This is a genomic window from Marinoscillum sp. HNIBRBA16962 (genome assembly GCF_057801515.1).
Window position 1 is genome coordinate 5,208,991 of record NZ_CM173603.1, and the last position, 26,485, is coordinate 5,235,475.

The following is a 26,485-nucleotide window of genomic DNA, read 5'->3' on the forward strand; positions in this document are numbered from 1 at the left end:
CTGAAATTAAGAGACAAAAAATAGACTGAACCGTGGATAAAGAATTAGGAAAAATATTGATCATCGATGACGATGAAGATGTCTTGCTAGCCGCAAAAATGCTTTTGAAAAAGCATGCTAAGGAGGTTCTTATCGAGAAAAACCCAAAGAAGATACCTTTCCTTCTCAATAACGACTCTTATGACCTCATTCTGCTGGATATGAATTTCAGTAAGGATATCACCAGTGGAAAAGAGGGATTTTACTGGCTGGAACAGATTCTGGATAAAGACCCTCAGGCTGTGGTGGTATTGATTACGGCTTTTGGGGATGTGGAGATGGCTGTCAAAGCATTAAAAGCCGGCGCTACGGACTTTGTGCTGAAACCGTGGCAAAATGAAAAGCTCATAGCCACACTCAATAGCGCTGCAAAACTCAAAGAGTCTTACAAAGAGGTAACCCAGCTCAAGCAAACCAGCAAGCAGCTGCAGGAAGACAGTAACCTGGCATTTAAAAACATCATAGGTGAAAGTGACCTGATCAAAGAAGTCTTCAAAGTAATAGACAAAGTGGCGGGTACGGATGCTAATGTACTCATACTAGGTGAAAACGGCACGGGGAAGGAACTCATCGCCCGGGCGATCCATCAAAAATCCCTCAGAAAAGACAATGTGTTCATCGGTGTAGACATGGGAGCCATTACCGAAAGCCTGTTTGAAAGTGAGCTTTTCGGTCATAAGAAAGGCTCTTTTACTGATGCTAAGGAAGACCGTCCCGGTCGATTTGAAGTGGCTAATAAAGGCTCATTGTTTCTGGATGAGATCGGCAACCTGAGCATGCCCCTCCAGTCTAAGCTGCTCACGGCTTTGCAAAACAGGGAAATCACCAGGATCGGCTCCAACCAGTCTGTACCCATAGACATCCGACTCATTTGTGCGACGAATATGCCGATCTATGAAATGGTAGCTGACAACACCTTCAGGCAAGACCTCTTATACAGGGTCAATACAGTCGAGATTCACCTGCCGCCACTACGGGATCGATTGGACGATATCCCTCTTCTCGCTGATCACTTTATGCATACGTATAGTAATAAGTATCGTAAAAACATCAAAAAAATCGCTCCCAGCACTATCAAAAAACTTCAAAAGTACAGCTGGCCAGGGAATATACGAGAGCTTCAGCATGCTATAGAGCGAGCTATTATTATGAGCGATACAGATACACTTAATCCGGATGACTTTTTCTTCCTGGCTCAAAAACCCGAGAACAATACCCCGGTAGAATCTGACAATTTTAACCTGGACGAGGTAGAAAAAAATGTAATCCAGCGAGCAGTAAATAAGCACAATGGTAACATTTCCAAGGCTGCAAAGGAGCTAGGGCTAACGAGAGCGTCGCTGTACAGAAGGCTGGAAAAGTATGGGTTATAGAAATTTCAGATATCAGCTCATCGGGCGTATAGCCCTTTTGGGAATCACTATTTTCTTATTTACGAATCTCTTTTACACTGATTCCTACACCTTTACGAAAATTCTGATCTTCCTCCTGATAGTACTTCAGAGCTATTACCTGTACTATTTTCTTGAAAAGTCAAACCGGGAGATCATTGGTTTTTTGGAAAGTATCAAATGGGATGACTTTTCACATACCTATCCGGATAAAAAAAGCGGAACAAGCCTTGATGAGCTGTATCTGGAGTTTAACAATGTTATTCGAAAGTTTCGTGAAATCCGAGCTGATAAGGAAGCTCAATATCAGTACCTCAAAACCATCGTACAACATGTGGGAATAGGTATTATAACTTTCGAGAAAAATGGAGAGGTCCAGATCGTAAACTATGCAGCTAAAACATTACTTGGTATCAAACACCTGAAAAACATCAAGCAACTAAAAGTAGTGAATGAGCAGTTGGTGGATACCCTTAAAGAGCTGAGGACTGGTGGACGGGACCTGATCAGAATAGCCAAAAACAACGATGATGAGATCCAGTTGGCTATTTATGCCATTGAGCTCTCACTTCGTGATAAGGAGTTTAAGCTTATTTCCCTGCAAAACATCCAGAGTGAGCTGGAAGAAAAAGAGATGGAAGCCTGGCAAAACCTGATCCGTGTACTTACACATGAGATCATGAATTCCGTAACGCCAATCTCCTCCCTGGCGCGCACCATAGAGTCTGAAATGGAAGACTGGCTTTCTAACGGACAGGATATCAACACCATAACTAACGATCAGGTTGAAGATTTTCACACTGCTTTACACACCATTCATAAACGCAGCGAGCATCTGATCAAGTTTGTCAGTGATTTCAGAAACATGACCCGTATTGCCCTTCCTCAGGTGAGTAAGGTTTGTGTAAAAGAAATGATGAGCCATGTTTTGGCACTGCTCAAAAACGACATTCAAGAGGCTCAGATAAGGCTGGAAATAGATATCCCCGAATCTTTGTGCATTCACATTGATGAGCAACAGATCGAACAGGTCCTGATCAATATCGTGAAAAATGCTATCCAGGCTTTAGCTGAAGATGATGAAAAAGAGGAAGAGAAAGTACTACAGATCAAAGCTATGGTACGGGAAGAAGAAGGGGCTTTCATCACCATCAGGGACAATGGCCCCGGAATAGAAGAAGAAGCACTCAAAAAGATTTTCATTCCTTTCTTTACCACTAAAAAGAGTGGTTCCGGAATCGGGCTTAGTCTTTCCAAGCAGATCATGCGTAACCACAAAGGTTCTATTTCAGTGAAATCTGTCGTGAATGACGGAACCGAATTTACGCTTAAGTTTATCCAGTAGGATTACCAGCTTAGCTATATGGGTAGTCCCCTAAAAAAGATCTTTGCAACTTAAAAAAGACAAAACCGCAGTATCCAGGAGAGCATTTGTAAGGGGAGCAACTAACCACATTATTAGACTCCACAAACCTCATCCTGGCAATATCCTTAAGATGTACGCGATTGATTATATAATTAAAGAATTCAAAGACCAGGGACTATAAAGACCTACTAAAATATAAAGATTTTATTGGCACTGTTCACTGTAGTACGGATGACGAGGTGTTTTTTGGCAAATTGGAAGGGATCGATGATCTGGTAACTTTTGAAGGAACAGATGTTGATCAACTAAAAAAATCATTTCAGGAAGCTGTAGAGGATTACCTGGAGATATGTGAATCACTCGATAAGCAGCCTTATAAATCCTACAAAGGAACTTTTAACGTTAGGATCAAACCAACTTTACATAAACAGGCTGCTTATAAATCAGTCGAATTAGGGTTGTCTTTAAATCAGTTTGTAGAGCAAGCTATAAATGATAAATTAATTAACACAAGCCACGAAAATCACTAAGAACCTTACCGATCGAACCCTGCGTTTGGGGTAATATTTTGCTAAATATCGGCTCATCCGGCGGAAAAATTCATAGATTCCGGGTTAACTTTCCAAGCAAAAATGCGATACCTCTTTATCGTACAGGGAGAAGGCAGAGGCCACATGACACAGGCCCTTTCACTGGCACAGATCCTGAAAAATGCAGGCCATGAAATCTGCCATGTGATTGTTGGTAAAAGTAAACGAAGGGAACTCCCCTCCTTTTTTACCCGGAAAATCAACACCCCGATTTCCCACCTTGAGAGTCCCAACTTTGTAACGGATAAAGATCAAAAATCCGTAAAGCTCTTTCAAACAGTTGTGCACTCAATACTAAAAGCTCCTGTTTATCAAAAATCCATCAATAAGATTGACGATATTGTAAAAGAACAAAGACCGGATGTGATCATCAACTTTTACGATTTTCTGGGAGGGCTGTATAACTTTTCAAAACGACCAAAAGTCAGATTTATCTGTCTTGCACATCAGTACTTAACGGCTCATCCTGAGTTTGATTTTCCCCCTAAACGACCTATTGATAAAGCTGCCATGAGGATCGGAAATAAAATTACCAGCGTCGGAGCAGATAAGGTCATGGCTCTTTCTTTTCAGGCTTTTCGCAACCTCCCTGAAAAGAAGCTCTTTGTGGTTCCTCCACTTCTGCGAGAAGAGATCAAGCATCTTGAGATTTCCAATCAAGATTATTTTCTGGTATACATGGTTAATCCAGGCTATAGCAAAGAAGTAGAAGGCTTTCATCAGAAATACCCTCAGCAACCATTACATTGCTTCTGGGATAAGCAGGATATGCCTACAGAACACATGGTAGATAAAACATTGACTTTTCACCAGTTAGATGACAAAAAATTCATTCAGATGATGGCTTCTGCAAAAGGGTACGTAACTACCGCTGGATTTGAGTCAGTATGCGAAGCGATGTATTTGGGCAAACCGGTGCTCATGGTTCCGGTGGAGGGGCATTACGAGCAGGCATGCAATGCGGTAGATGCCGTAAAAGCCGGAGCTGGAATCTCAAACGATCGGTTTGCGATCGAAAAGCTACAGGAATTTGTTCCGAATTATAAGGATGTATCTGCCTGGTTTCGAAAATGGGCGGATCAGGCACCTGAGTACTTTCTAAAACAACTTGCAGATTGATGGCTTTGATCAGTAAAAAGAAGATCCCCTACCCAATAAGCGAACATTTAAGATCGTATCTCATCAAATACGACCGGGAGATCGAATTACCCATTGACTACTCCTCATTACTGAGATATGATAACTCCATACCACTGTATGACCGCAAAGGAAACGATACCCTGTGGGAAACAGTATTCTACCCTCAAGATGATATGGAAGACATTTATTTCGCTCTGAAAAAGATCTATTCCATCATGAAAGCGGATGGTGATGTGGGTGTTATGGATCATCTTTTTGTAGACCGGGTGGATGTCTGTACTTATGGAAATACGCAGCCTTTCCGGGTGAGAATAGTCAACAAGATCAACGACAACTTTGATTATTTCTACATCAAACATGCCGATGCCTCCCGGATCTACGGGCTGGAGTTGGAGCACCTGCTATCCCCTAACCGTATCAGCTACCTGGTACACAAAAATACATTAATTGAGGAGCATATTGTGGGTATCCCTGCAGAGCAGTTCATTAAAAACCACCTGAATGACCCCAACCTCAATCAAACACGTCTTGCAAAGGAGTTTGTGAAATTTAACGAGCGGTGTTTTATTCGTCTTCTGGGTGATATGCACAGTAGCAACTTTGTAATTGATGTGACCCCTGATTTTGAAGATGTGGAGTATAGGTTAAGGGCTATCGACTTTGATCAGCAGTCTTATGAAGGGAGAAAGTCTGTTTATTTGCCTCAGTACTTTAAACAAAACAATCCGATCATTCAGCTGGGCATCAAATCCATGACGCATGAGACTGTGCGGCAATATCAACGGGAGGAACGGTCACTGGTAGCCAACCGGGTGAAAATGGAAAAGATCAGAACCAATGCACTGATGGATGCCATGAAGAAAGAAACATTATCCACCTCTGAAAACGTCAATCAGCTAAAAAAAGATTTAGCGGATTTCTATGATGAAGATCAATTTTTTAGTTGCAAAAATATGGGTGAACTCGTGGCCCTGAGCCTAGAGATGCTGGTAAAAAAACCGGAGATCTATAAAGAGAGAAGTCGGGAACCCTGAAACATAAATGAGCCTTTGTCCAGGTTACTATATACCATCCCTTCCCCTTTTATGTGTTTGAAAATTTGCTTTTAGCCTTTGGTTTTTGGCTTTTGGCCCGGAATTTTAATTGTGGCCAACTAGGGGCGGCCCAATGCTATTAAGTTAAGGTTGTAACTTCACAAATCAGTCATTCCAGTGATTCCATCCGGATAGAATCTATCAATTATTGAAGCGGGAATGCTCTTTTTACCAAAGACTCCATTCTGGAGTGACCTTAACTTAAGAGCATTGAGGCGCGGCAGGCCAGGTATTCACGGCCTGCCTTTGCACGCTGGCGCTGAAGCTTTAGCGTAAGAGTCCGAAAGTGGCTACTGCAGGCAGGTTGGACTACGCGTCTCGGACTACGCGTCTCGGACTACGCGTCTCGGTATGCCTCAGGTTTATGCTCATTTCATGTTTCGTTCTTTGTCTTTCGTACCCCGGAGAAGACGCACTTCTCCTCCCGGTTCTGACAGCTTACCTTCTTAGTCTACCAATGATCAAAGGCTAATACAGGTAAACACCCGCATCCTTGCCAAGCCGTACATCCACATGCTCATCTATAGTCGTGGATAGCTCGTAGCCTTTGTATTTAGCTGAAAGTGGAAAGGCCTTATGACTCCTGTTTACCAAAACGGCAATTTCCACTCGCTTAAGGCTGGTGTCTAAAAGGGCTTTGAGGCTGTGAGCCATCGTACGGCCTGTGTTCAAAACATCATCTACGAGCACCACGGTCTTTCCCTTCAGCTCCTTGAGGTCCACATCCAGTTTTACTTCAGAAGAAAGAGGATTTTCCTTATTGATGTCCAGCCTGACTAAAGAAATTTTTGCTTTCTCAACAATAGCGTTCAGTTCCGCATGCAGCATCTCCGCCAGCAAATAACCCTTATCGTAGACTCCAACCAGAACGATGTGTTTCTCTTCAAAGTTATTCTCGTAGACCTCAAAAGCTATCCGCCGAATGATCTGCCTGATTTGTGCTTCCTTTAGGATCAGATTCTGAACTGTTGTCATGATTGTGGCACCGGCATCACTTTGCTGTCCTTAAATGTGGATAGTATCACCATAGATTGCAAGCTATCTACCACCTCAATCTCACTGACCTTCTCCAACATCAAACGCTGATAGGTGGTGATGTCCTTAGAAATGATCTTCAGGATAAAGTCACCTGAACCGGTAATGTGGTGACACTCGATCACTTCCGGAATTTGATTGATCTCGCCAAGGAAAAGGTCAATGTTCTTTTTGTTGTGCCCTTTCAGGGTAACCTGTACAAAAGTGTGGACACCCAAGCCGATCTTTTCAGTATCCAGCTTGGCATGATAGCTCTTAATGATTCCTGAGTTTTCCAGCTTCTTTACCCGCTCTAAAGTTGGTGCTGGAGATAGTCCGATATCTTTAGAAAGCTGCGCATTGGTGATCTTTGCATTTGACTGCAAAATCTCCAGGATCTTCCTATCAATTTCGTCTAACTTTAAGTGTAGTGAATTTAATTTCATTCCCAAATTTTATTTGCTGCAAAAGTAATAATAAATAGAAATATTTTGATTACTTCCCAATAATCTCTCGCAGAGAACAATCAATTCGCTAAAAACCCTTATGAATTGGGGCTATTGTTTAATGATCCGGGAACGGTAAGCACCACCTTGATATTGTATACTAATGAAATAAGTTCCGGCCTCCAGCCTCAAAAGGTCGTACGTAAAGGCATTTAAGCCGGCAGGAAGGTCTCTGAGGAGCGTTTCATACCGAATCTGACCAGTCATGTCAATTACGGTTAACTTTACATCACTCTGAGTTGGCAAAACCGCTCTTAAAGTGGTATGGTCCCGAGCCGGATTGGGATATGGGGGCTCTACAACCAGATCAGGCTCGATGCTAATACAATTCTCATTGTCGGTTGCATTTTTATCTGCTACGGCATAGGTGGTTGCAAGGGTAACGCACAGGTAATTGATGTTGCTCTGCTGAGCAGGAAGCCCCAAATTCAAACTAATTACCGTTTCCTGTCCCACATTGATCCTCCTGGTAATATTTTCCGTAATAGTCAGGTTATTATCAAGCGTGATAGTGGCTTGCATTTGCTCAATGGGGAGATTACTTTGATTACTGATATTCATGAGGATCTGCTGTACACCCCCATTATCTACCAACTGAAGCTGATTGAGTGAGACATCTATTTCCGGCAGTACGGAACTAATGGCCATTGAAGCACTGTCTACACATCCATTAGCATTCTCAGCCACCAGCCTGACGACCTTCTCACCTGTTTCTGTAAAAGAAAGTGTGGGCTCAGCTGCTGATGAAACTTCAGTATCATCTACAAACCAGCGGTACACTGAACCATTCTGAGTGTAGTTTGTGAAAGAAATAGCAAAAGGCGGCACACCATAGTCATTAGAAGCCCAAAAATCAACCAATGGTGCCGCATGCGACTCAAAGAGCCTGCTGAGCTGATAGGTGCATCCGAAAGCTGTCTCAACCTCTAAAACCACCTCATGCTGGCCAGCATCTGTAACAGGTAGTAAAATTTGATTTCCATTGCCAACCAACACGCCATCGAGCAACCACTTCCTTGATGAAATCTCATCATCTGCAACCGAGGACAGGTCCCGTGCGGTAATGACATCATTTTTACAACTGCCGTCTATTTCTACATCCATACCAGGTGGCTCAGGGATCTCCACCGTCCTTGTGTAGGTGCCGGAACATAAATTCTGGTTATCGATGATCAGGGTAACCTCATGAGGTCCTGGTTCGGCAAAGGCATAGAACAAAGTCTCCTCTCCGGTAGCATCTATCAGTTCACCATCCACCATCCAACTGCGGCCTGCTATCTGATCGGGATTAGCTGTGGCATCTGTAAATGTGGAGACTTCACCCTGGCATGCCAAAGAAGCATCAAAGTCCACATCCGGCATAGCAAGCACCTGCACGGATTGACTATAGGAGGCTTCACAGCCATTGTCTGCGTAAACCACCAGACGTACTGTCTGGGTGCCTTCCGAGCTGAAGGTGACCTCAGGACTCTGGACCTGTGACACCAGTTGGTCCTCTACATACCACTCCCAGGCCACCACATTGGAGTTATCAACGATGGAAACATCCTGAAGTACCGTGCTATCTCCCTCGCATAGTAAGGTGTACTCAAATCCCGGATCAGGCAAAGCTGAAACAACTACTTGCTTTTGTTGGGTTGTAGAGCAGCCATTGGCATTGGTGACCGTTAATGTAACATTGTAAGTACCCGGTTCTGAATAAAGGTGATCAGGGTCTCTGGTGGTGCTGGTAAAATCGTCTCCAAAATCCCATAAGTAGTCACCAGTATCAGAACCATTGGTAAAAGTGGTAAGGTCGCCATGGCATACAGGCGTAGTAGAAAAATCGACATTCGGAGAGGCCTGGATTGTAATCGTGTCGCGAGTTACCTCTGACTCACACCCTGGAATGGAGCTGTAGACGGAGATAATTTTCTGTCCTGACGTCTCAAATGCAGCAGATAGGTCCCCGTTTGTCGTGGTGTCACTCAGGTCCGTAACCGACCAATGGTAATCCACCAACCCATCATAAGCAGAGTCATTCGTCTCATTGGTAAAAAGTATCTCGCTTCCCACACAATAGGTGGTAGCTGATACTGAAAACACAGGTACAGGCGGTTCCGGGTATATTGTGATTTCTTCTTCTACAAAGTTTCCGCAGCCCTCATCACTCTGCACATCCAGTCTTACAGTGTACGTTCCGGCCGATGGGAATTGATAGGTTGGATTAGGGTCAGAGCTGTCTTCTATGCCGTCAGCATTGAAGTCCCAGGAGTAGGAGGTGATGTTAGCTGATGGGTTGGTGGAAGTAAAGTCAACAGGGTTGGTGATGCAGCGATTTGTGGAGGGGGTGAAGGAGATGGATGGGGCAGAGTTATCCATTACGTCAATAATCCCTGTAGATCGGGAGATATTACGATTTCGGGAAAAGGCAGTCAATTCAAATGGAGTTTTTCCTGCAGAATCAATGCTAAGTATTGGCTCTAATTCTGTATAAATAATTTCTTGAGTACAGCCGTCTGGAAAATCAACCCTAAATATACCACCTAAAGCATCAGTTGTTAATATTCGCCATGTTGTGCTATCCTTAACCATTTTAAATCCAAAATTCTCAATAATCTCATTTTCAAAATTCCCATAATTCGTTATTTGATCGTTAAGATTATCAGATATAGATTCTTCAAAATCTATTTGTAGTATGCCATCATCTCTTCTGAGAACTTGGGCATAATAACTTAAGCCATACTTGACTAATTCAACGTCAGTCGGGTTAATTACTGATGCTAATTCATTAATGGAGGGAGTATTCCTTAATTCAGGCCCAAAGTCAAGTAATAAAGTTTTAGAATTACCAAATGACGCCAAAACACCATACCAGTTGGGTCCTTCTTTTACAAGTCCCATTCCTCTAGGCTTGTCAATCAGAGGACTTGAAATGTCATTTACTGAAACAGGTGGTGAGGTGATTGTACCTTCAAATGAAATAACAGAAAGTAAATTTGTTCCATCACTAGCTATAAACAGAAACCAATCCTCTCCGTCTCTTACTAATTCCATCCCTCTCAACTTATCCCAATCACCAAGAATCCCTAACGATTCTACTATTGCATCACCTCCAGGACCTTCTGGAAAGGACAGCCTGTAAAGGTTTTCAGTATCATACCCCATACCAATTCCATACCATGTACTATCCTCTTCGATCATTCTTATCTCAGCAAAATCAATAATTGAATCACCACTTAGTGTAATTTCTTGAAAAACCGGTTCATTTTTAAGGGAATTACCAAAGTCAAGCCTCCATATTGCGCCATCAGATCTTGAAGAAACAAAACCGTACCACTTACCATCATGATAAACTACTTCAATACCTTCAGAACTATTTATATCCTCTTGAGGGTTATAGGTATAAATTTCAGGAATGGTATGAAATGATTCAAAACAAAAATCCCATAAATATGAAGTCGCATTTTTGGTTGTATTTTGAATAGTAAATCTTTCATTTTTACAAACAGATGGCACTGAAAATGAAATCAAGGGTTTTTGTGCGTCGAAAACTTTCACTGAAAAGGAAGAATCAACGACACATCCCTGATAAGTTTCAGCTTGAACCTCAACTGAATAATCTCCTGGATTTATAAATGTGAAGGAAGTGTTTCTTTCATTTGAAAAGCCTAGCCCATCAAAATTCCATTGCCAGTAATCTAAGCTATCATCATCCCCTGTAAAATCAAAGCCCTCAAACTGGGTGACAATATTCACTGTCTGAAATTCCTCATAACTAAGACCTATAACGGGTTGATCAGTCACAATAATTTGCTTTTGTAAAACAGATAAACAAGATCCATCATCAATCTTTAGTTCTACATCAAAAGTGTCTGGGCTTGTGTATAAGTGTTGTGGGTTCATCTCAAAATTAGCAGGTGAGCCATCTCCAAAATCCCACTGATATATTCCTGTTTCAGAATTATTTATAAATCTAACAGAATCCCCAAAACAGTTATTTACCCAAGAAAAATCTACAACAGGACCACTTTGGACTTCTAAAGTGTGAGTCGTGGTATCTGCACAACCCTCAGGAATAGTAGCTATTAAAAAAATCTCATACTCTCCAGGTTGATCAAAGATATAGATTGGGGATTCTTCATTACTATCTATCGATCCATCTCCGTCAAAATCCCATTCCCAAGAAATATCACTTGTTAGGCTATATGTAGATGTGTTAGTAAATGTCAACTCAGAATTGGTACACAGATTTTCTAGAGGGGGATCAAACGAGCTAATTGGGGGATTATAAATTGACACCAACTTCTCAATTCTACTATTACAAGAACCATTCGAAACTACTAAAGAAATTAAATGATTCCCCGTTGTAAGTCCATATGTATCTGCTAAACTTACAATTGGATTTGGATCTGAGCTGTCTTCCAATCCATCATTATTAAAATCCCACGAATAGGATATAATATCATCAGATGTATTTATAGATGTAAAAATATTTCCTGTTTCAATACATTGATTTGATGTGGTAAAATCAACATCGGGTGCAATTTCGGTAGTGATGGTAATCTGATTTGAAAACCTTGATACATTTCCATTTTCTCCTTGGACTATTAGCTCAACCAACTTATCTCCATCGGTCTCGTAGCTGAAAAATGGTTCAAAATCTGTTGAATAGCTATCCCCCATTTCTTCACAGCCTTGAGGAAAATCAAGTTTATACAAAGCATCAAAATAATCATGTGATAATAGTCTCCAGGTAATACTATCCTGAACTAATTTTATTCCAAAGTTCTCAGTAAAATTGCCTCCAAAGGTACCTAGAGGATCTACGTCATCATCGCTACTATCCGTAATGTTTGACCCAAAAGAAACCCGATCAACACCATTATCTCTGGTCATAACAAAGGCGTAGTAATTAAATCCCTCAAAGACAAACTCAACGTCGGTGGGGTTTATAGTGCTGTAAATTTCCGAAATACCAGGTAAGGTAAATAAGCTTGTACCAAAGTTTAAAAGTATCACTTTGCCATTACCAAATGACGTTAAAACGCCATACCAATTTCCATCAATTTTTAAAAAATCAATCCCTCTGGGTCTAGAAATATCAGCATGGCTGATATCCAAGGTTTGAATAGTATTATTTGTAATACTATCCTGGAACATTAATAGGTTTACCAAGTCGCTACCATCACTACTTACTCCAAGAATCCAGTCTTCTCCATCCTGCTTAAGTTCAATTCCTCTCAAATCCACCCAGGATTTACCAAAATTCCCTAAATCCTCGACAACAGCATTAGCAAAATTATTAGAGAAAACCAGTCGATAAACTTTTTCGGTTTTGTAACCTATTGCCAAACCATACCAATTTCCATTTTCCTTAACTATTCTGATATCGTTCAGGTCTGTGATGGTTTCACCAGAGCAACTAACAACCTCCTTATTAGGTGTATTATCTAGAGACTCCCCAAAATTTAACTTTATTAATTCGCCATTGCCACGATTGCTAAGGAACCCATACCAATTTCCCTCAGAGTAAACAACCTCTATTCCTTCGGCACTGGAAACTCCCAAACTACCTACATTAGAAAAAGAAGGTGAATTAGAAAGGGACTCAAAACAAAAATCCCATAAGTAAGACGTAGCACCAACAGATGTATTCGTAACCTCTACGGATTCATTGAGACAATAATCAGCTTCCCCGAAAGTAAATGAACTAACAGGGTCCTGAGCATTGGAAACTGATAAAAAACTCCAACCAAGGATATATATTACTAGCAGTTTACCCACTTTCAAAAACTTGTATTATGTATGTTATTGTCCTCATATACCACTCGATTCAATACAATAAATTGATATAATTTGATTGAAATTAATTTGACAAATTTGAGTAATAATAAAGTGACGTAGTTAAATTAATCGTTGGAAGCATAAAAATAATCGTCAGAGCGAATTGTTCTCTATATTGCTGGTTATCAAAGTGAAATATTAGTGGAAATTAAATTAACCAGAAGATATATCACTGTTAGAGTGATTAAGGCAGTTGCCAGTATGACATTTCTTTTGTACGAGCCTAATAAAATCGCTGACAGATTACTCAATAATATGAGATATCCAGCACCAGACCCAATTGCTATTGCCACTATAAAAAAGCTATAATCTGTAGTTGGAAGAATTAACAGCAGTAATGGTGAGAATCTCAGCACCAATGAAATGAAGTTATTTTGCAATAACGTCTTTTCCTTTTTAAGGATACGCCAAAAACTTTCATATGGAGTTATAAGTGCAGAAGCAAAAAACTGAATGGACAAAAGAGGCACTATATGACCAGCTTCTATCCACTGCACACCAAAAACTAATGGAAATATAATATTTGAAAATGCTGCTAGAAAAAACAACAAAGAACCACTTAGAAAAGGAATTACCTGCAAACTTTTAACAAAGTATTTTCCAAGTTGTTTTGGATCTTTTTGATAAACTTCAACCGCTTTTTGAAACATTACAGGTTTCAACGAATTTTCGATTAACATTGTGGGGATATTCAAAATTGTAATTGAAAAGACATAAACCCCAAGCATCTCATTACTAAATGCTAAACCAATACCTAAAATCACAAAATCACTAGTCCATTTATTTAACATCTGAGTGGGAAACAAATAGGTGATTACGCCTCGGTATTCCTTAATCACATTTTTCACTTCACTCCAGTTATCACCAAAGAGGTATCTCTTGAAAAGAAGCATATTTTTTAATTCCACTTGAACCAACAGGTTATACAATGTTCTGAGCATATCACCCAACAGCAACCCCAATCCAGATACATACCCCAGTAATCCAGACAAAATAACACTACCCTTTGAAAGCACAGTCCCAGATATATGTACTAAAACATTTTTTTTAAAGCGTTTCCTCCGTGTATTCATAGAGCCCAAAACAGCATTAATTGGGCCTATGAGTAACCTGAGAACTATGATAATTAGAAATAAAATTGGTATCTGTAACTTATCCCCCTGTTGAAGAAAGAAATAAAGAATCAGGGTCAAAAATGTAATCAGACCAACTGAACAAACCACAAATTTTCCAAGGGCCAAAAATTTATACCTTTCTTTAGGTATTAAGTAAACCTCTGGAAGTGAGAGCCCGCCTATAAAAAGAATGTTGGTTATGATCAAGTTGTAATAAGAATATTCACCATAGGCTTCAGGTCCAAAAAGCCGACTAATAATTGGAGTAACAGCAAACTGAATTAAAAAATGCAATACATTCCCAGAGAAAACAATGGATACATTCTGAACAAATGAACCCTTGTTAAAAATGTTGCTTATATGTTCTCGTATCTCTCGTTTTTTGATCATTTGACCATGCTTTTTGGTCCACCAAATGTATCGACGATTTGTGAAGCATATCACCATTTTCGTTAATTTGCTTTTTTTGAACTATAAACATGTTATCATTAAAGGCTGTGACAGGAAAAATTAACAGGTTAATTATGCGCTATCTTGCTTCGAAAGGCAGGGGAATTGAGAGGCTAATGCCAAAAGCAAAAGTTTCTGAGCTTATAAAAAGTCTTCATCCTATACAAACACAGCATAAATTGATCCGTCTAGGTCCCAACCGGGATGGGGGTTATCTGGTACCAGATGATCTAGGAGGTATAAGTGCATGTTTTTCTCCTGGAGTAGGTGAAATCAGTGGTTTCGAATTAGAGTGTAGTAAATATGGCATGGAAGTTTTCTTGGCCGATGCTTCTGTTAACGCTCCTCAAATTCAAGAAAAAAAATTTCATTTTGTTAAAAAATTTGTCGGTCCTGCAAATTCCGAAAACTTTATAACACTGGATAATTGGATTAATGATTCATCTTCTGACCATGATTCAGACCTGTTGCTCCAAATGGATATTGAGGGATACGAATATTTGAGTATACTTAATGCTTCCGATGAAACACTTAAAAGATTCAGAATCATCATCATTGAATTCCATGACTTACAGAAAATGTGGAAAAGAGACGTATTTGAGTTCATTAATTGGACATTTAAAAAATTACTAAAGGATCATACTTGTGTGCATATCCACCCCAACAATTGTGAAGGGATTGACAAGAGAAATGGGATATCTATCCCACGGTTTGCTGAGTTCACATTTTTAAGAAATGATAGAATAACTGAAAAGTCCTGGGCTTCGATTTTTCCACATCCTCTTGATTCCGATTGTGTTGAAAAGAGCCCCAGAGTTGATCTTCCTTCAGGTTGGTTCACATCCAGTTAATTTTGATTATATATTTTTAATAGAATATCATCAATTCTTTTTTTGGATCTATAATCCAACCCCACCTTTCTGCATCTCGCTCTAAGAGCATCCGGATCTTCTGAAAAATATCTTGCTAAACGATTTCGTGCTTCGCTAGAAATTTTAATTTTTCCAAAACTTTGTAATACTACACCTACATCATATTCTGTCGCAACCAAATCGTCTTCTGAGACACCTTTTGTCGTAATATAAGGGAGACCCGAGAGCAGATATTCTGCAACTTTAGTTGGGGATCTATATTTTTGAGATAAAGAAGGAGGTACACCACTAACTCCGAGATCAGCAGCACTAAGATGGTCTTTTAGATCATCATATGTTAAATTACCCGTCACAAAATAATCTGAGGGTTCTAAATTCCTACTAAAAAGCTCATTAATTTCGACCAGATCATTTGATGTTACGACGAGAAAAAATAGGTTGTCAAAATATTTCTTTAGCTCCCTGAAGAGTTTGGGGATTTCTGATCGGTAGTATAACCCCCCAAACTTCCCAACATATATAACTACCTTTTTATCTCCTAATTGATACTTATTCCTTATTCTTACCCTTCCTTTTTTTCTAAAGTAAAATTCTTTAGAGTCAACTGCAGTTGGTGCTCGGAAAATCTCACCTTTTGCATTCATCCTTTTCAAATATCTTACCATATGAATGGTCCCTGTCATCACAAAATCAGCGTTTCTGCCAGCATATGTTTCCAGTTTTTTCAGAACTTTATATTTAATGCTTTTTATTCCCCAAAGACCTAATTCAACTAAAAAATCGCTGTGTGGCTCATAGGAATAAATGACCATTTTCATTCTAAAAACTTTTGCTAACAGGATACCCATGCTAGCAGAAACATTAGCAAAGCAAAAGATAAAACCAAGCTTATACCTTACTCTAAGCCAGCCAATAAAAAAAAAGGAGGCTACAAAATCGTATGCTTTTTTTATAAGAAGAAATTTACCTGTATGAAACTTCAATGGATGCCAAAAGATATTGAGATTTCTCAGCTCTTTCTGAATCTCTTTCTGTTCAGAAGGGCTTACCTTATATGCTGCCTGTTCGAAAGTAACTACATGAAACTCCCCCCCCGCTTGCATTGATAAGGTCTTAACATAGGATAGTACAAGATTTTGAAATAAAGGGTCTTTAAAACTATTGTAAATAAATACAAGGGTATTTTTCATACAATGGATATTCTAAAGATACATTTTACGGCGTTGATGGGATCTTTGCCATTAAACAAATACGATAAGAACATAATTTTGATAATCTTTAATCGAAGAAAAGCTAATTGAGACTTATTAACTTCATTTTTACTTCTACTTAGGTTTTTGAGTAGCCTAATATATCCGTTTTCCAATCCTGTTAGATTTGCCATTGCTGATCCAGAATGTTGTCGATAATAGAGGATTGGCTCTTTAACGTAAGCATATTTTGTTTCCTTCTGAAAGCAAATACTTAAATAAAAGAACAGGTCTTCAGCATGACTCATGCCTTCATCAAATGCGTAAGAAATTTGTTTTTCCCTCCTAATCATCCAGGTAGGGCCAAATAAGCAAGCCCTGTCCAACCTCAGCAATCGGCCCTTTGGGTTCCCCTCAAATTTGGGCTCGTACAGGTTTCCAGTAGGATGTAGCTCTTCATCAGTATAAATTACAGAGCCGTCAACAAAAGTAAGGTTCGGGTCACTTTTAAAAAGCTCAACTCGAGAACTGATAGAATCAGGCAGGAATATATCGTCTGCATCCAAAAAACAAAATAACTCTCCTCTCATTATTCCTAAAGCCTGGTTTCTAGCTGAACTTACTCCGCCGTTCTCTTTAGAAATTACCACTAATCGCCTATCCGAAATACCTTGTACTATCTGGAGTGTATTATCTTGACTTCCATCATTTACAACAATTATCTCAACATTACCATAATTTTGATTCCGTGCGGAGTTTATTGCGGCCTCAACATATCTTTCAGCATTGAAAGCTGCTATAATAATTGATACTAATGGTCTATCCATTAACTAAGTTTTCTATTTTAGCAATTTGCTGGTCGTAAGTGCTAGATAGCGCAAGTTGAATCCTTTTGTTCTTAAACTGAGGTTTGGAAAGATAATCTATTTGTTCAACCATAAAATCAAATTTAACTAACCAATCCTCATCACTCTCGCCTAGAAGTATTACTTCATTTTCAATATCCTGGTATTGAAGAGTTTTGGTAGCAATAATAGGTTTACCACTACTTAAATATTCAAGTATCTTATGAGGATTGGCTAATTGATCTAAGTAGTTTTTTACATCATAGCAAATCATTAAAGCATCTACCTGATGGTAAAAGGCATGCAACCTTGCCTGATCAACTCTTCCCAACCAATGAACATTTGGAAAACGCTTGAAAAAAACTTTAACTTTTTGAACTGAACAATCACCAACAAACTGGAATCCGATATTTGGATATCTTTCAATTGCCTTTTCCATTAAGCCCCAATCAATGTATTTAATATCCAGATTTCCAGCATATCCTATGTTGAGTTTATGGGTCCAATTAAAAACAAAAGATTCAGGTGTAACCTCCGAATATCCATGGTTGATGAAATGACAGTTTCCATTATAGGCCGACAGGACATCCCCAATTGCCTTCGTACAATAAAAACATACATCTGCTGATGCAGCAAGTTTCCGAATATTTCGTGTTTGGTTAAGGTCGACCACATGCATTATTTTATAGATACTCTTCTCTAGATATTCAAAATCAAAAAAAGTAGTGGAATCAAACTGCCATATTACATTTATATTTATACCCGTGAGTTTTATTATTTTTCTAAAGACTCGTGATACAAATCTTTTTGCTATGATCTTGGGCATTAGCCTTACACCAACCACAAATCCTGGATAATCTAAAATGGATAAATTGGGAATATCAGAGTCTGTATAAGCCCACCTATTTGAAGGAGGGTTTAGAAAAACAACTCGATATCCTCTACGAGCTAGGTGAATTGCATAATGATGTTTTGAAACAAATAAATGATTCCAGTTTTCAGGTGAAACCAACAAAATATTTGAATTCTCCGGATTCATTATTTCATAACTATGAATTCAAGATAACCTTCATGAAACTTCAGAAAATAATCTTTTATTTTATATCTCCGATCAAGTAGGTAGTATGCAATGACATCCCGATAATCAAAAACATTTTGATAGCGTTTATAAAAATTTAGATCATTAGTCAGTAAAAATGGCAAATTCATTCGGTCCAGAAATAGGTTAACCCTTTCAATGTACATTAACAATTTTGACTGTCGAAATTTCTCATACATAGGGTCATTGAAGGTAAATCTAAGAATTTCTCCATCTTTGGATTGATTGAGTTTATCCGAAATGATCAAAAGTGCCATCGAAGCGGGGAACTTTTGAAGCTCAATTTGCTTTATGTCGTTTAGTTTCTGTAAAAACTTAAGTAGTGGTCTGTTTTCTATTGTAATAAGCCTACCCCAATCTCTCCTTTTGTTTCTAACCATTTCGCCCTTCATCATATTTTTGTAGGTAACTAAAACTTCCTGCCATCTGGAAGGAAGATTAAATGATCGAGGGCCACTTACCTCATGCCACTGATGATAAATAGGCCCAGACTTGAAATCTATCCACTTTGTTTTAATTCCACTTATCTTCATCCGCTCATTGAGATCCTCATCCTCGGCTCCCCAAATACAATAATACTCATCAAATCCCTTTAATGTCTCAAACACTTTTCTTTTTACCCCCTGCACAAGCCCTAATGCAGTGTTATTTCTTGCCTTCCCGTAAGATTTTGAGGAATTCCCAAGTTTTTGCCATTTGTTGAACCTCCTTGGTAAGTTATTAGCTGTAGCGTGAATCTCTAAATCATCTGAGAGTTCAGACTTTATTTGTCTTATAAATCCCTTAGGGAAAATAAGATCAATATCCGTTGTAATTATATATTTTGCATTTTGTGCCAGCTTAACCCCAGTGTTTAAAGCATGAGATCTATTCCAAAACCAACCTTCTGTGTATGAATAATAATAATTGACAAACGAATATTGAGACGTCAACTTTTTAACTTCTCTAGCCATTTCTGGCTTACTGCCATAATCAATAAATATTACTTCGAAATCAAGATCATCTTGTAATGATAATGAATCTAAGCACCTTCTAACACGAATTAATTCACGGTTTCTATATCCAAGTATTAGAGCAAGGGACTCCATCATCAAAAAGGCTTTTTGTCAAAAAGTTGTCTGAACTGATACTCTATTTTCCGACCAAAACTTACATGACCACCTTCCCATGGTGCCAGGTTCTTCTCAAAGTGGTAAAGATGTGAATGAGAGTTGGTCGGAGAAAACTTATGCATTAAACTAGCCAAGTAAGGAAAAAACTGATACTCTTCTAGAATTTTATCTCTAGCTATTTTAAGGTCATCTAAACGACTGAACCAATCATCTTCAGGAAGTTTATCAATGGCCTCAAGGATTTTATGAAGTCGAGGTTCTACTTGAATTATTGACTTTCCAGGAAAGTACTCCAAGATATTTGGAGCCCCAACATAAATCGGAACTGTAAATGAAAGCAAACAGTCAGCTATCTTCTCCGTCCAGTAGTGAGGATAAAAGCTATTTTCAACTACGAGGCTATACCGATATGGGTAAAGTGCATCCATTTTATCCTCAACCTCATTGAACCCTCTGCCAAATAAATCAAATTCTCCGTAACTCCGATCGGTCAAAAGCTCTACCAATTTCAAACGTAAAGCATGGCCATCCGTAACATTAGCCTTACTTGTTATCATTGAAAGTAATCTCTCCTTTCGAGGGATTTCCAAGGACTTAAGTTGATCATATGTTCGATTCACATGCCAAGGGAGTCCACCATGAGAAAGTATAAGTTTTGAAGAACGTATCTTCTTATCCGGTGATACAATATGATCAAAAAACTTATCTGATCTTCTATACCATCGATGAGCTGGAGTAGGAGGTTCCATCTGAATTAACCATCTGCCGCCCTCTCTACATTCAATGTTTACATTCTCCTTTACTCTATTAGTGAATACCACGATATCACAATTGTAAATATCCTCTAGAGTAAATTTTACATTCCCCCAAACTCCACTCCCCTCAGGTGTTTGCCGGAGTAAATCATCCGATTTATCCCAATCTTTAATAATTCTAACAGTCAATGGCTTATTCAATGTTTTATGTTAAGAAACCGAGTTATCTATTTTTACTTTTTATTCTCAAGAAGACATGAGTGGTCAAAATGAGGCATAGACATCAATCAAAAACAACTTAAATCATAGATTTATAAATTGACTTATATTTACCCGCTTGTTTTTCTAAGGAATATTCGGCTCTAGAAGCCCCTGCTATCGACTTCCTTGACAAAGTCTTCCACTCCTGATGAATTAATATTTTCTGTAGGTTTCTAGCAAAAACATTTGAATTAGTTTCTGGAACTAGAAAGCCATTAAAATTATCATCAATCAAATCCAGCATTCCTCCCACAGCAAATGATATAACCGGCAGACCACAACAAAGAGACTCCAATACTACATTTGGAAAATTATCCTCAACACTTGGCATAAGGAATAAATCTGCTGCATTGTAAGCCTTTGAAAGCTCCTCTGCATTACTCAAATGGCCAGTATATACCATATGAACTCCACCCAAATCCATTTTCTCCATTTCTATTTTTCCCGCCTTACCAACAATTAAGATAGTAGTATTTGGTATCCGAGTGAAATCCACTTTCTTAAGTGCTGAAATTAGTAAATCAAAACCTTTTAATGGATTGTCGATTTGATTTGCTAGAAAAAGTAATACAGTATCATTTGATTTGATATCAAAAAACTCTCTCGCCTTACTTCTAGAGATAGGTCTAAAAACCTTATTATCAATACCGTAAGGTATTTGGTGATGAGGTAATTTTCCTAAGACTTCACTAGCCATTGACTCTTTTAATAACCATCCAGACGGTGACACAACTTCCATAGGAAATTCAAAGTCTCCAATGATTTTCTTTTTACGAGATTGATAGGCGGTCACAATATGTCCTTGTTCGGAAAGGCTAATGTTTGTCCTGTAATGGTATCCTGCTGAGAAAGGAAACATATCATGCAAGGTCCAAACAACAGGTTTTCTTAAGTTCTCAAAAAATGTTGGATAATCTAAAAAATCTGCTACCCAGTGAAGATTGATGATATCAGCTGCTCCGACAACTTCATGCTGATCAACACGGTAAATATTTCGAAAATCTGAAAACTTTTGGCCACCTGGAAATTTGGATTGGAGTCTTTCTCTTTTGGTCAGATTCATTCTGTACCGGAAAGAATTAATGGCCCTATCAAAGATATTCATTTGCCGTAATCTAAACTGAAGATGATTCGGTATATCACTTCTACTCTTATAAAGGGATAAAAAAGAAGAATCCATACCTATCTTAATTAAGCCTTTATGGAGATTTAGGGCCGCATTCGCAGCTCCACCAGAATCCAACGTAGAAATGTGTACTACTTTCACAGCTTTAAGGAGTTATTTGTCAACTGTTTAAAACAAGTGGCAATTCTCCTTTTCAGCAACCAAGATTCTTTAAATCTAGACGAATTAATCAATTGAGGGTGAGAATTAAGGTATTGTTGTTCAAATATATCCGGAACAGCACCTGACAAGCCTAGATCAAACCTTTCATTTAGATGAAACAAATATCTCTTAGGGTCCTTTATGAAATCATAAATATTGATCAAAAAAAATGAGTGGCAAGTCTTTAGGAAACGCAAAATACTTTCATTGTAGATTAGCCAAGATTTAAGTGTTAGTCCCTCACGCCCCTCAAAAAAAATCGGATTGCGTCTCAAGAGAGAATCCGCAACCGAATATGGATCACGGAATAGAAATATATAATGTCTCTTTTGTGAGCATAGTTGGTCATTCCAGTAATTCAAAAAAAGACTTGTTCTAGGATCCTTGAATCCCCATAATTTCTGCTTGTCATATTTATTGATTATTCCCACGGTTCGTTGCTTTAGCCTTTCACTAACCTTAACCTTTTTTATACCTTTTGACAAAAAAGGAAAACGACCATTTTCAAATAATAGATCATTATGAAAATCCACAAAATCTTCGTCTTCAAAATACCCTTTTGGGTTTGAGGGATCTCCCTTAAGCAATTTTTGTTCATGCATGTAAACACCCATCTCAAACAGGTAATTAGAAATTAAAGAAGTTCCACTTCTGTGCATCCCGGTAATAATAAGTACTTTACTGCTCACCTGAAAAAAAGAGTTTTATCTTTTCCTTAAAAGAGTTTTTGGTCTTAAAATATCTGCCTTTAGGAGAAAACTTGTGTTTTGAAAGGAAGGAATCCGCATCCGAGTCTGCAAGAATTTCCTCAGGATGAACTAGTGGAAATTCCATCGGTGTTATTTCTAAGAAATGTTGTTCAGTTTCTTCCTCAGTATGCGTAGCATCTGGACCTACACCTACATTTGAAATCAAATTTTTATTTGGGGTAACGTTGAGTAATCTATGCTTGAAAGCCTGGTAAACCCATTGGAAATCCCAAGTATCCAGCTGACCATTAAAAGCTCTTTCAAAGTTCATAGCATGATAATACCACTCATATTTATTAGTCTCCAAATATTCTTTTATGTATTTCTTTTCCTTTGGCCAATCTCTAATGCCAAAATCATAATTTTCCCAACGATCCTTCCAAGTTGCCCAGCCCCAAATAGAGGGGTATCGGGAAAAATAATAGGATGAGTTACCCCTGATCGTACCCCTTTGCAAGTTAAGACCAGAAATATGCATTATTTCTGGCTTATCCTTAAATCGATCAAGAAGTTCGCTGCAAAACCTAAAAAAGGTTAGGTCCGGTAAGCAGTCATCCTCAAGAATAATACCAGCGTTAACATTCTTGAAAAACCAACTTACCCCTTGGCTAACTGCCAATCCGCACCCTAAATTATCAGCTCTAAATAGCTTTCTAACTGGGCAGTCTATATCCAATGTATTTATTAGCTCCCTTGTCTCTTCACATTTGTCCTTATCTTTTGGGTGATTCGCTCTTGGACCGTCGGATGAAACATAAAGTACGGAAGGCTGCGCTTTTACTATCTGATTTAGCACCCTCTTAGTATTCTCAGGACGATTAAATATTAACAGAAGTATGGGAACTGATTTCATGCAGTGCAGCCTTTAGATTAACTTTCGGAAAAAAGTTCTGATCGAATCCGGAAAAAAGGAGTAAATAACTCGGATCAACTTTGACCATCCTCTTAACTTCCAACTAAAGCACTTTCTCATAGGTGCAACCCACACTCTTTGCTCTAGATTTTTATTAACACGGTCAGCTATTATTTCAAAATCCTTTTCTGAAGCCCTGCCATGAATAACTTTGACTGCTTCTTTCTCTAGAAAACCAACATTAAACAAAAACCTAAAGTTGTAAACTGAATGAAGTATGTACATTTTAATTTGATGAGACAACAATGCCTCCATAAATGCTGGCTGATCACTCCAATAACTTTCTATTTTAGCTAGGTAACACTTTTCCCAATCTACTAAGAAATCAACTACCCTTCTATTTTTCCTAAAAACCAAGACCCCAGTATTATATGGAGAATACACCGGGATATTTCCTTTCTCATCCTGAACTATACTTCTATCATAATAATCTAAGCAGGCCAGTACGTCAAAAAAATCAAGAAGCCTGAAAACTTCATCCACAGGATTAATAAAATAGGTATCCGTATCAACAAACATTGTACAGTCATATGGAGAGTGTCTCATACCAATGATCTTAAACACTAGCTTTGATTTCCAATGTATTTCAGTATCTTGATCAAACTGAACTCTAATCATTTGGTCAAATACTTCGGATTTATAGTCTCCATCCGTAACCAAACAAACACTTGCCTCTGAGTGAATTCTTTTTAATGATTTAGCAGAAAACTCAGCCTCTGATAAATATTTTTCACCCGTAGCGACATAAAGATATCCTTTACTCAAACTTCCTTCCATTCAAATTCCTTTGTCATTATACCTTCTGGGTACTCTTTACCGACCTTAAACCCCAACCAATATTTAGGAGCTATGATTAACTTATTTGAAACTTGATTTAGATAACAGGCCCACCAAGCAAAGGTACTGTTAGAAATTATCGCAAACTTTGCATATTTTAAATGTAAAAAGTCATCAATAACTGAACCCTTACTGTAAGTATACTCCTTTTTATCACCAAATAAATTTCGTACCTCCTTGATATCGTCACTTATAAAAAGAAACTCCTTCACCCCTATCTCATTCAATCTTTGCATATTTTCTTCGTAATATGCTTTTGGAAGTGTTACATCAACACCACCTAAATTCTCCGATCCAAACTCTTTGTAGTCACCGCGCCGTATGTGGATTACCGCGCAATTATTTGATGGCCTACCAAACCTTTCTAAATACCTATCCACTATCCTTGGCTTGACCTCAAAGGCCTTAAAAACTTTTTCTTTACAGGAGTGAAAATACATATCAGACTGGAAAAACCCTTTGATAAAAAGATTACTTGTATTTGAATAGGGATCTCCTTCATTCCAAACTTTAAGTAGAGGTACCAATCGAGCTATCATACCATCATAGATTTTTCCAAGCAAAAATGAACCAGAAGTCATTATCCTATGAGTCAGATCTAGTTGAAAATAATAAGGTAAATAAAAAGTTTTTACTTCTGTGAGATCATTTCTGCTCATAACAAATAACTTTTCTTTCTCACATTTTAAAGATAGCCCATAAGCGTATTGAAACATTTGATTTCCCAATCCACCTCTGGCTTGAATAATTATCATGAATCTCCAGTAACTAAAGTTTTTCTACATAAAAAAATCACAACCATGTAAAACGGCACCATAGGTATCTTATACCTCATCAATGTCCCAAAGTTGAACGTACTAACACCAACAGCAAATGCAAATAATAAAGCAAACAAAAAACAAAACGTTAAAAAAGGATCTTTGAAAACGTTAGTAAAGCCCCCTTTATAGATAAGTAGCCAAACTGATAATACAAGAACAACCAAACTTTCCAAAGCAGACAATAACATCAGTGGATTCTTAACCTCCCACAAGTAAGGTCTGAAAAGGCTTACATTAATTGCAGCTGGCATTAGTCGAATCATACTTTGCCAGGTTCCATCCAGTTCACCCAGATCATAACCGCCTTCACCACCAGTTCTCGCACCCCAGCCATACCGGATATCATAAGCAGTAATAGCAGCTCTTTCTGCAATGTTATCTAAAGCATACTTTTCATTGGTATCTCCAATTTGTCTCATGGTTAAGAAACCTACACTGCCAAATAGAAGCAGCAAAACAGGGGCAACAGACACTCTCAAAAACCAATTCTTTATGGCTAATATCCTCTTCCAATAGATCCATAAGAAGATCATCGGAACATAACAGAGAATGATATAGACCTTGATAGAATATATCAACCATGCTGAAAAGAGCATTATTAGCCAGTAAATTACTGTGCGCTTTTTAAAATCGATTACCTGGATGAGGCTCCAGGTCAACCACCCCAACGCACCTAAAGTAATGGTGTCTTTTAGAATTCCTGAACCCCAGAAAACTACAGACGGAACAAATAAAATTCCAACGGCCAACCATTTAGCATTAGATGGATACTTCTTCTGCACGCCAAAGTAAAATGCCCATATACCACTAAAGCTGAAAGTTGCAAATAACAGGGCTGTAGCTGTATAGGTATGAAAAGTAAATAGATCAAAAAAAGCAGCTATTCGAACTACAAAATAAGAATTAGGGTCCCGAAAATACCAGATGTGCTGACTGAACTCAAACGTTTCTGGGACTCGCTCTCCTCCAGAAGAAAACAATAATGATAACCCTTTCACCGGACTATCCCAAAAAGCCTCCCAGATCCATCGACTGCCATGGGTAAAGTAGTTGAAAGTATCTCCTCCGTCGTAATAAAACTGATAGATCAACCCCAAGGAAATAGCACCAAAAAATCTCACCCATAATGCAGGCAAAAAATACTTTCTGGTCTGCCGGGTGGTCACATAAGGT

The 26,485-nt window shown here is 38.6% G+C and carries 21 protein-coding genes; 6 read left to right on the plus strand and 15 right to left on the minus strand.

Going from position 1 to position 26,485, the window contains the following annotated elements; genetic code table 11:
- Positions 1–32: 32 nt before the first annotated feature.
- The 5 genes from AC3E9V_RS21690 (at position 33) to AC3E9V_RS21710 (ending at position 5,560) form a co-directional block, all read left to right on the plus strand.
- Positions 33–1,412 (plus strand): sigma-54-dependent transcriptional regulator, encoded by a 1,380-nt coding sequence (locus AC3E9V_RS21690; RefSeq protein ID WP_488750262.1) that lies wholly within the window; start codon positions 33–35, stop codon positions 1,410–1,412.
- Entirely contained in the window at positions 1,402–2,775 is a 1,374-nt protein-coding gene (locus tag AC3E9V_RS21695) for a sensor histidine kinase (protein ID WP_488750263.1), read from the plus strand. Before AC3E9V_RS21690 ends, AC3E9V_RS21695 begins: the two co-directional genes overlap by 11 nt.
- A gap of 275 nt (positions 2,776–3,050) precedes the next feature.
- A complete protein-coding gene (locus tag AC3E9V_RS21700) occupies positions 3,051–3,326 on the plus strand; it encodes a type II toxin-antitoxin system HicB family antitoxin (RefSeq protein WP_488750264.1) in 276 nt (91 codons plus the stop codon).
- A 102-nt stretch (positions 3,327–3,428) separates the two neighbouring features.
- Positions 3,429–4,505: a glycosyltransferase family protein gene (locus tag AC3E9V_RS21705; protein WP_488750265.1), complete on the plus strand. Its 1,077-nt coding sequence runs from the start codon at positions 3,429–3,431 to the stop codon at positions 4,503–4,505.
- A complete protein-coding gene (locus tag AC3E9V_RS21710; protein ID WP_488750266.1) occupies positions 4,505–5,560 on the plus strand; it encodes a hypothetical protein in 1,056 nt (351 codons plus the stop codon). The genes AC3E9V_RS21705 and AC3E9V_RS21710 overlap by 1 nt, the downstream gene beginning before the upstream one ends.
- Positions 5,561–6,088: 528 nt before the next feature.
- On the opposite strand, the gene AC3E9V_RS21715 is transcribed toward AC3E9V_RS21710, so the two are convergent.
- From AC3E9V_RS21715 to AC3E9V_RS21730, 4 genes are all read right to left on the minus strand, one after another.
- Entirely contained in the window at positions 6,089–6,595 is a 507-nt protein-coding gene (locus AC3E9V_RS21715) for a phosphoribosyltransferase family protein (protein WP_488750267.1), read from the minus strand.
- Complete coding sequence (locus AC3E9V_RS21720; protein WP_488750268.1) at positions 6,592–7,080, minus strand: Lrp/AsnC family transcriptional regulator; 489 nt, start codon at positions 7,078–7,080, stop codon at positions 6,592–6,594. The genes AC3E9V_RS21715 and AC3E9V_RS21720 overlap by 4 nt, the downstream gene beginning before the upstream one ends.
- A 111-nt stretch (positions 7,081–7,191) precedes the next feature.
- Positions 7,192–12,906, minus strand: a complete 5,715-nt coding sequence (locus AC3E9V_RS21725; RefSeq protein WP_488750269.1) for a PKD domain-containing protein — start codon at positions 12,904–12,906, stop codon at positions 7,192–7,194.
- A 185-nt stretch (positions 12,907–13,091) separates the two neighbouring features.
- Positions 13,092–14,471: a lipopolysaccharide biosynthesis protein gene (locus tag AC3E9V_RS21730; RefSeq protein WP_488750270.1), complete on the minus strand. Its 1,380-nt coding sequence runs from the start codon at positions 14,469–14,471 to the stop codon at positions 13,092–13,094.
- Between the two features lie 89 nt (positions 14,472–14,560).
- Here AC3E9V_RS21730 and AC3E9V_RS21735 point away from each other — a divergent pair, with 89 nt between their 5' ends.
- Positions 14,561–15,382 (plus strand): FkbM family methyltransferase, encoded by an 822-nt coding sequence (locus AC3E9V_RS21735; RefSeq protein ID WP_488750271.1) that lies wholly within the window; start codon positions 14,561–14,563, stop codon positions 15,380–15,382.
- On the opposite strand, the gene AC3E9V_RS21740 is transcribed toward AC3E9V_RS21735, so the two are convergent.
- The 11 genes from AC3E9V_RS21740 to AC3E9V_RS21790 all read right to left on the minus strand — a co-directional run bounded on the left by AC3E9V_RS21740 (position 15,379) and on the right by AC3E9V_RS21790 (position 26,310).
- Positions 15,379–16,593, minus strand: coding sequence for a glycosyltransferase family protein (locus AC3E9V_RS21740; RefSeq protein ID WP_488750272.1), 1,215 nt, complete (start codon positions 16,591–16,593; stop codon positions 15,379–15,381). The genes AC3E9V_RS21735 and AC3E9V_RS21740 overlap by 4 nt on opposite strands.
- Positions 16,590–17,420, minus strand: coding sequence for a glycosyltransferase family 2 protein (locus AC3E9V_RS21745; RefSeq protein WP_488750273.1), 831 nt, complete (start codon positions 17,418–17,420; stop codon positions 16,590–16,592). Before AC3E9V_RS21745 ends, AC3E9V_RS21740 begins: the two co-directional genes overlap by 4 nt.
- Positions 17,413–18,477, minus strand: coding sequence for a glycosyltransferase (locus AC3E9V_RS21750; protein WP_488750274.1), 1,065 nt, complete (start codon positions 18,475–18,477; stop codon positions 17,413–17,415). The genes AC3E9V_RS21745 and AC3E9V_RS21750 overlap by 8 nt, the downstream gene beginning before the upstream one ends.
- Positions 18,477–19,628 carry a glycosyltransferase family 2 protein gene (locus AC3E9V_RS21755; RefSeq protein WP_488750275.1) on the minus strand — a complete coding sequence of 384 codons (1,152 nt, stop codon included), beginning with the start codon at positions 19,626–19,628 and terminating at the stop codon, positions 18,477–18,479. The genes AC3E9V_RS21750 and AC3E9V_RS21755 overlap by 1 nt, the downstream gene beginning before the upstream one ends.
- The gene (locus tag AC3E9V_RS21760) at positions 19,628–20,605 is read right to left on the minus strand and encodes a glycosyltransferase family 10 domain-containing protein (RefSeq protein WP_488750276.1); all 978 of its coding nucleotides are present in this window, start codon (positions 20,603–20,605) and stop codon (positions 19,628–19,630) included. The genes AC3E9V_RS21755 and AC3E9V_RS21760 overlap by 1 nt, the downstream gene beginning before the upstream one ends.
- A gap of 97 nt (positions 20,606–20,702) precedes the next feature.
- The gene (locus tag AC3E9V_RS21765; RefSeq protein ID WP_488750277.1) at positions 20,703–21,932 is read right to left on the minus strand and encodes a glycosyltransferase; all 1,230 of its coding nucleotides are present in this window, start codon (positions 21,930–21,932) and stop codon (positions 20,703–20,705) included.
- On the minus strand, positions 21,929–22,681 hold the full coding sequence (locus AC3E9V_RS21770; RefSeq protein WP_488750278.1) for a sulfotransferase family protein: 753 nt from the start codon (positions 22,679–22,681) through the stop codon (positions 21,929–21,931). The genes AC3E9V_RS21765 and AC3E9V_RS21770 overlap by 4 nt, the downstream gene beginning before the upstream one ends.
- Complete coding sequence (locus AC3E9V_RS21775) at positions 22,671–23,594, minus strand: nucleotide-diphospho-sugar transferase (protein ID WP_488750279.1); 924 nt, start codon at positions 23,592–23,594, stop codon at positions 22,671–22,673. The genes AC3E9V_RS21770 and AC3E9V_RS21775 overlap by 11 nt, the downstream gene beginning before the upstream one ends.
- Positions 23,595–23,606: 12 nt before the next feature.
- Positions 23,607–24,431, minus strand: coding sequence for a putative nucleotide-diphospho-sugar transferase (locus AC3E9V_RS21780; protein WP_488750280.1), 825 nt, complete (start codon positions 24,429–24,431; stop codon positions 23,607–23,609).
- Positions 24,416–25,246, minus strand: coding sequence for an alpha-1,2-fucosyltransferase (locus AC3E9V_RS21785; RefSeq protein WP_488750281.1), 831 nt, complete (start codon positions 25,244–25,246; stop codon positions 24,416–24,418). The genes AC3E9V_RS21780 and AC3E9V_RS21785 overlap by 16 nt, the downstream gene beginning before the upstream one ends.
- A complete protein-coding gene (locus tag AC3E9V_RS21790) occupies positions 25,243–26,310 on the minus strand; it encodes a hypothetical protein (RefSeq protein ID WP_488750282.1) in 1,068 nt (355 codons plus the stop codon). Before AC3E9V_RS21790 ends, AC3E9V_RS21785 begins: the two co-directional genes overlap by 4 nt.
- Positions 26,311–26,485 lie beyond the last annotated feature (175 nt).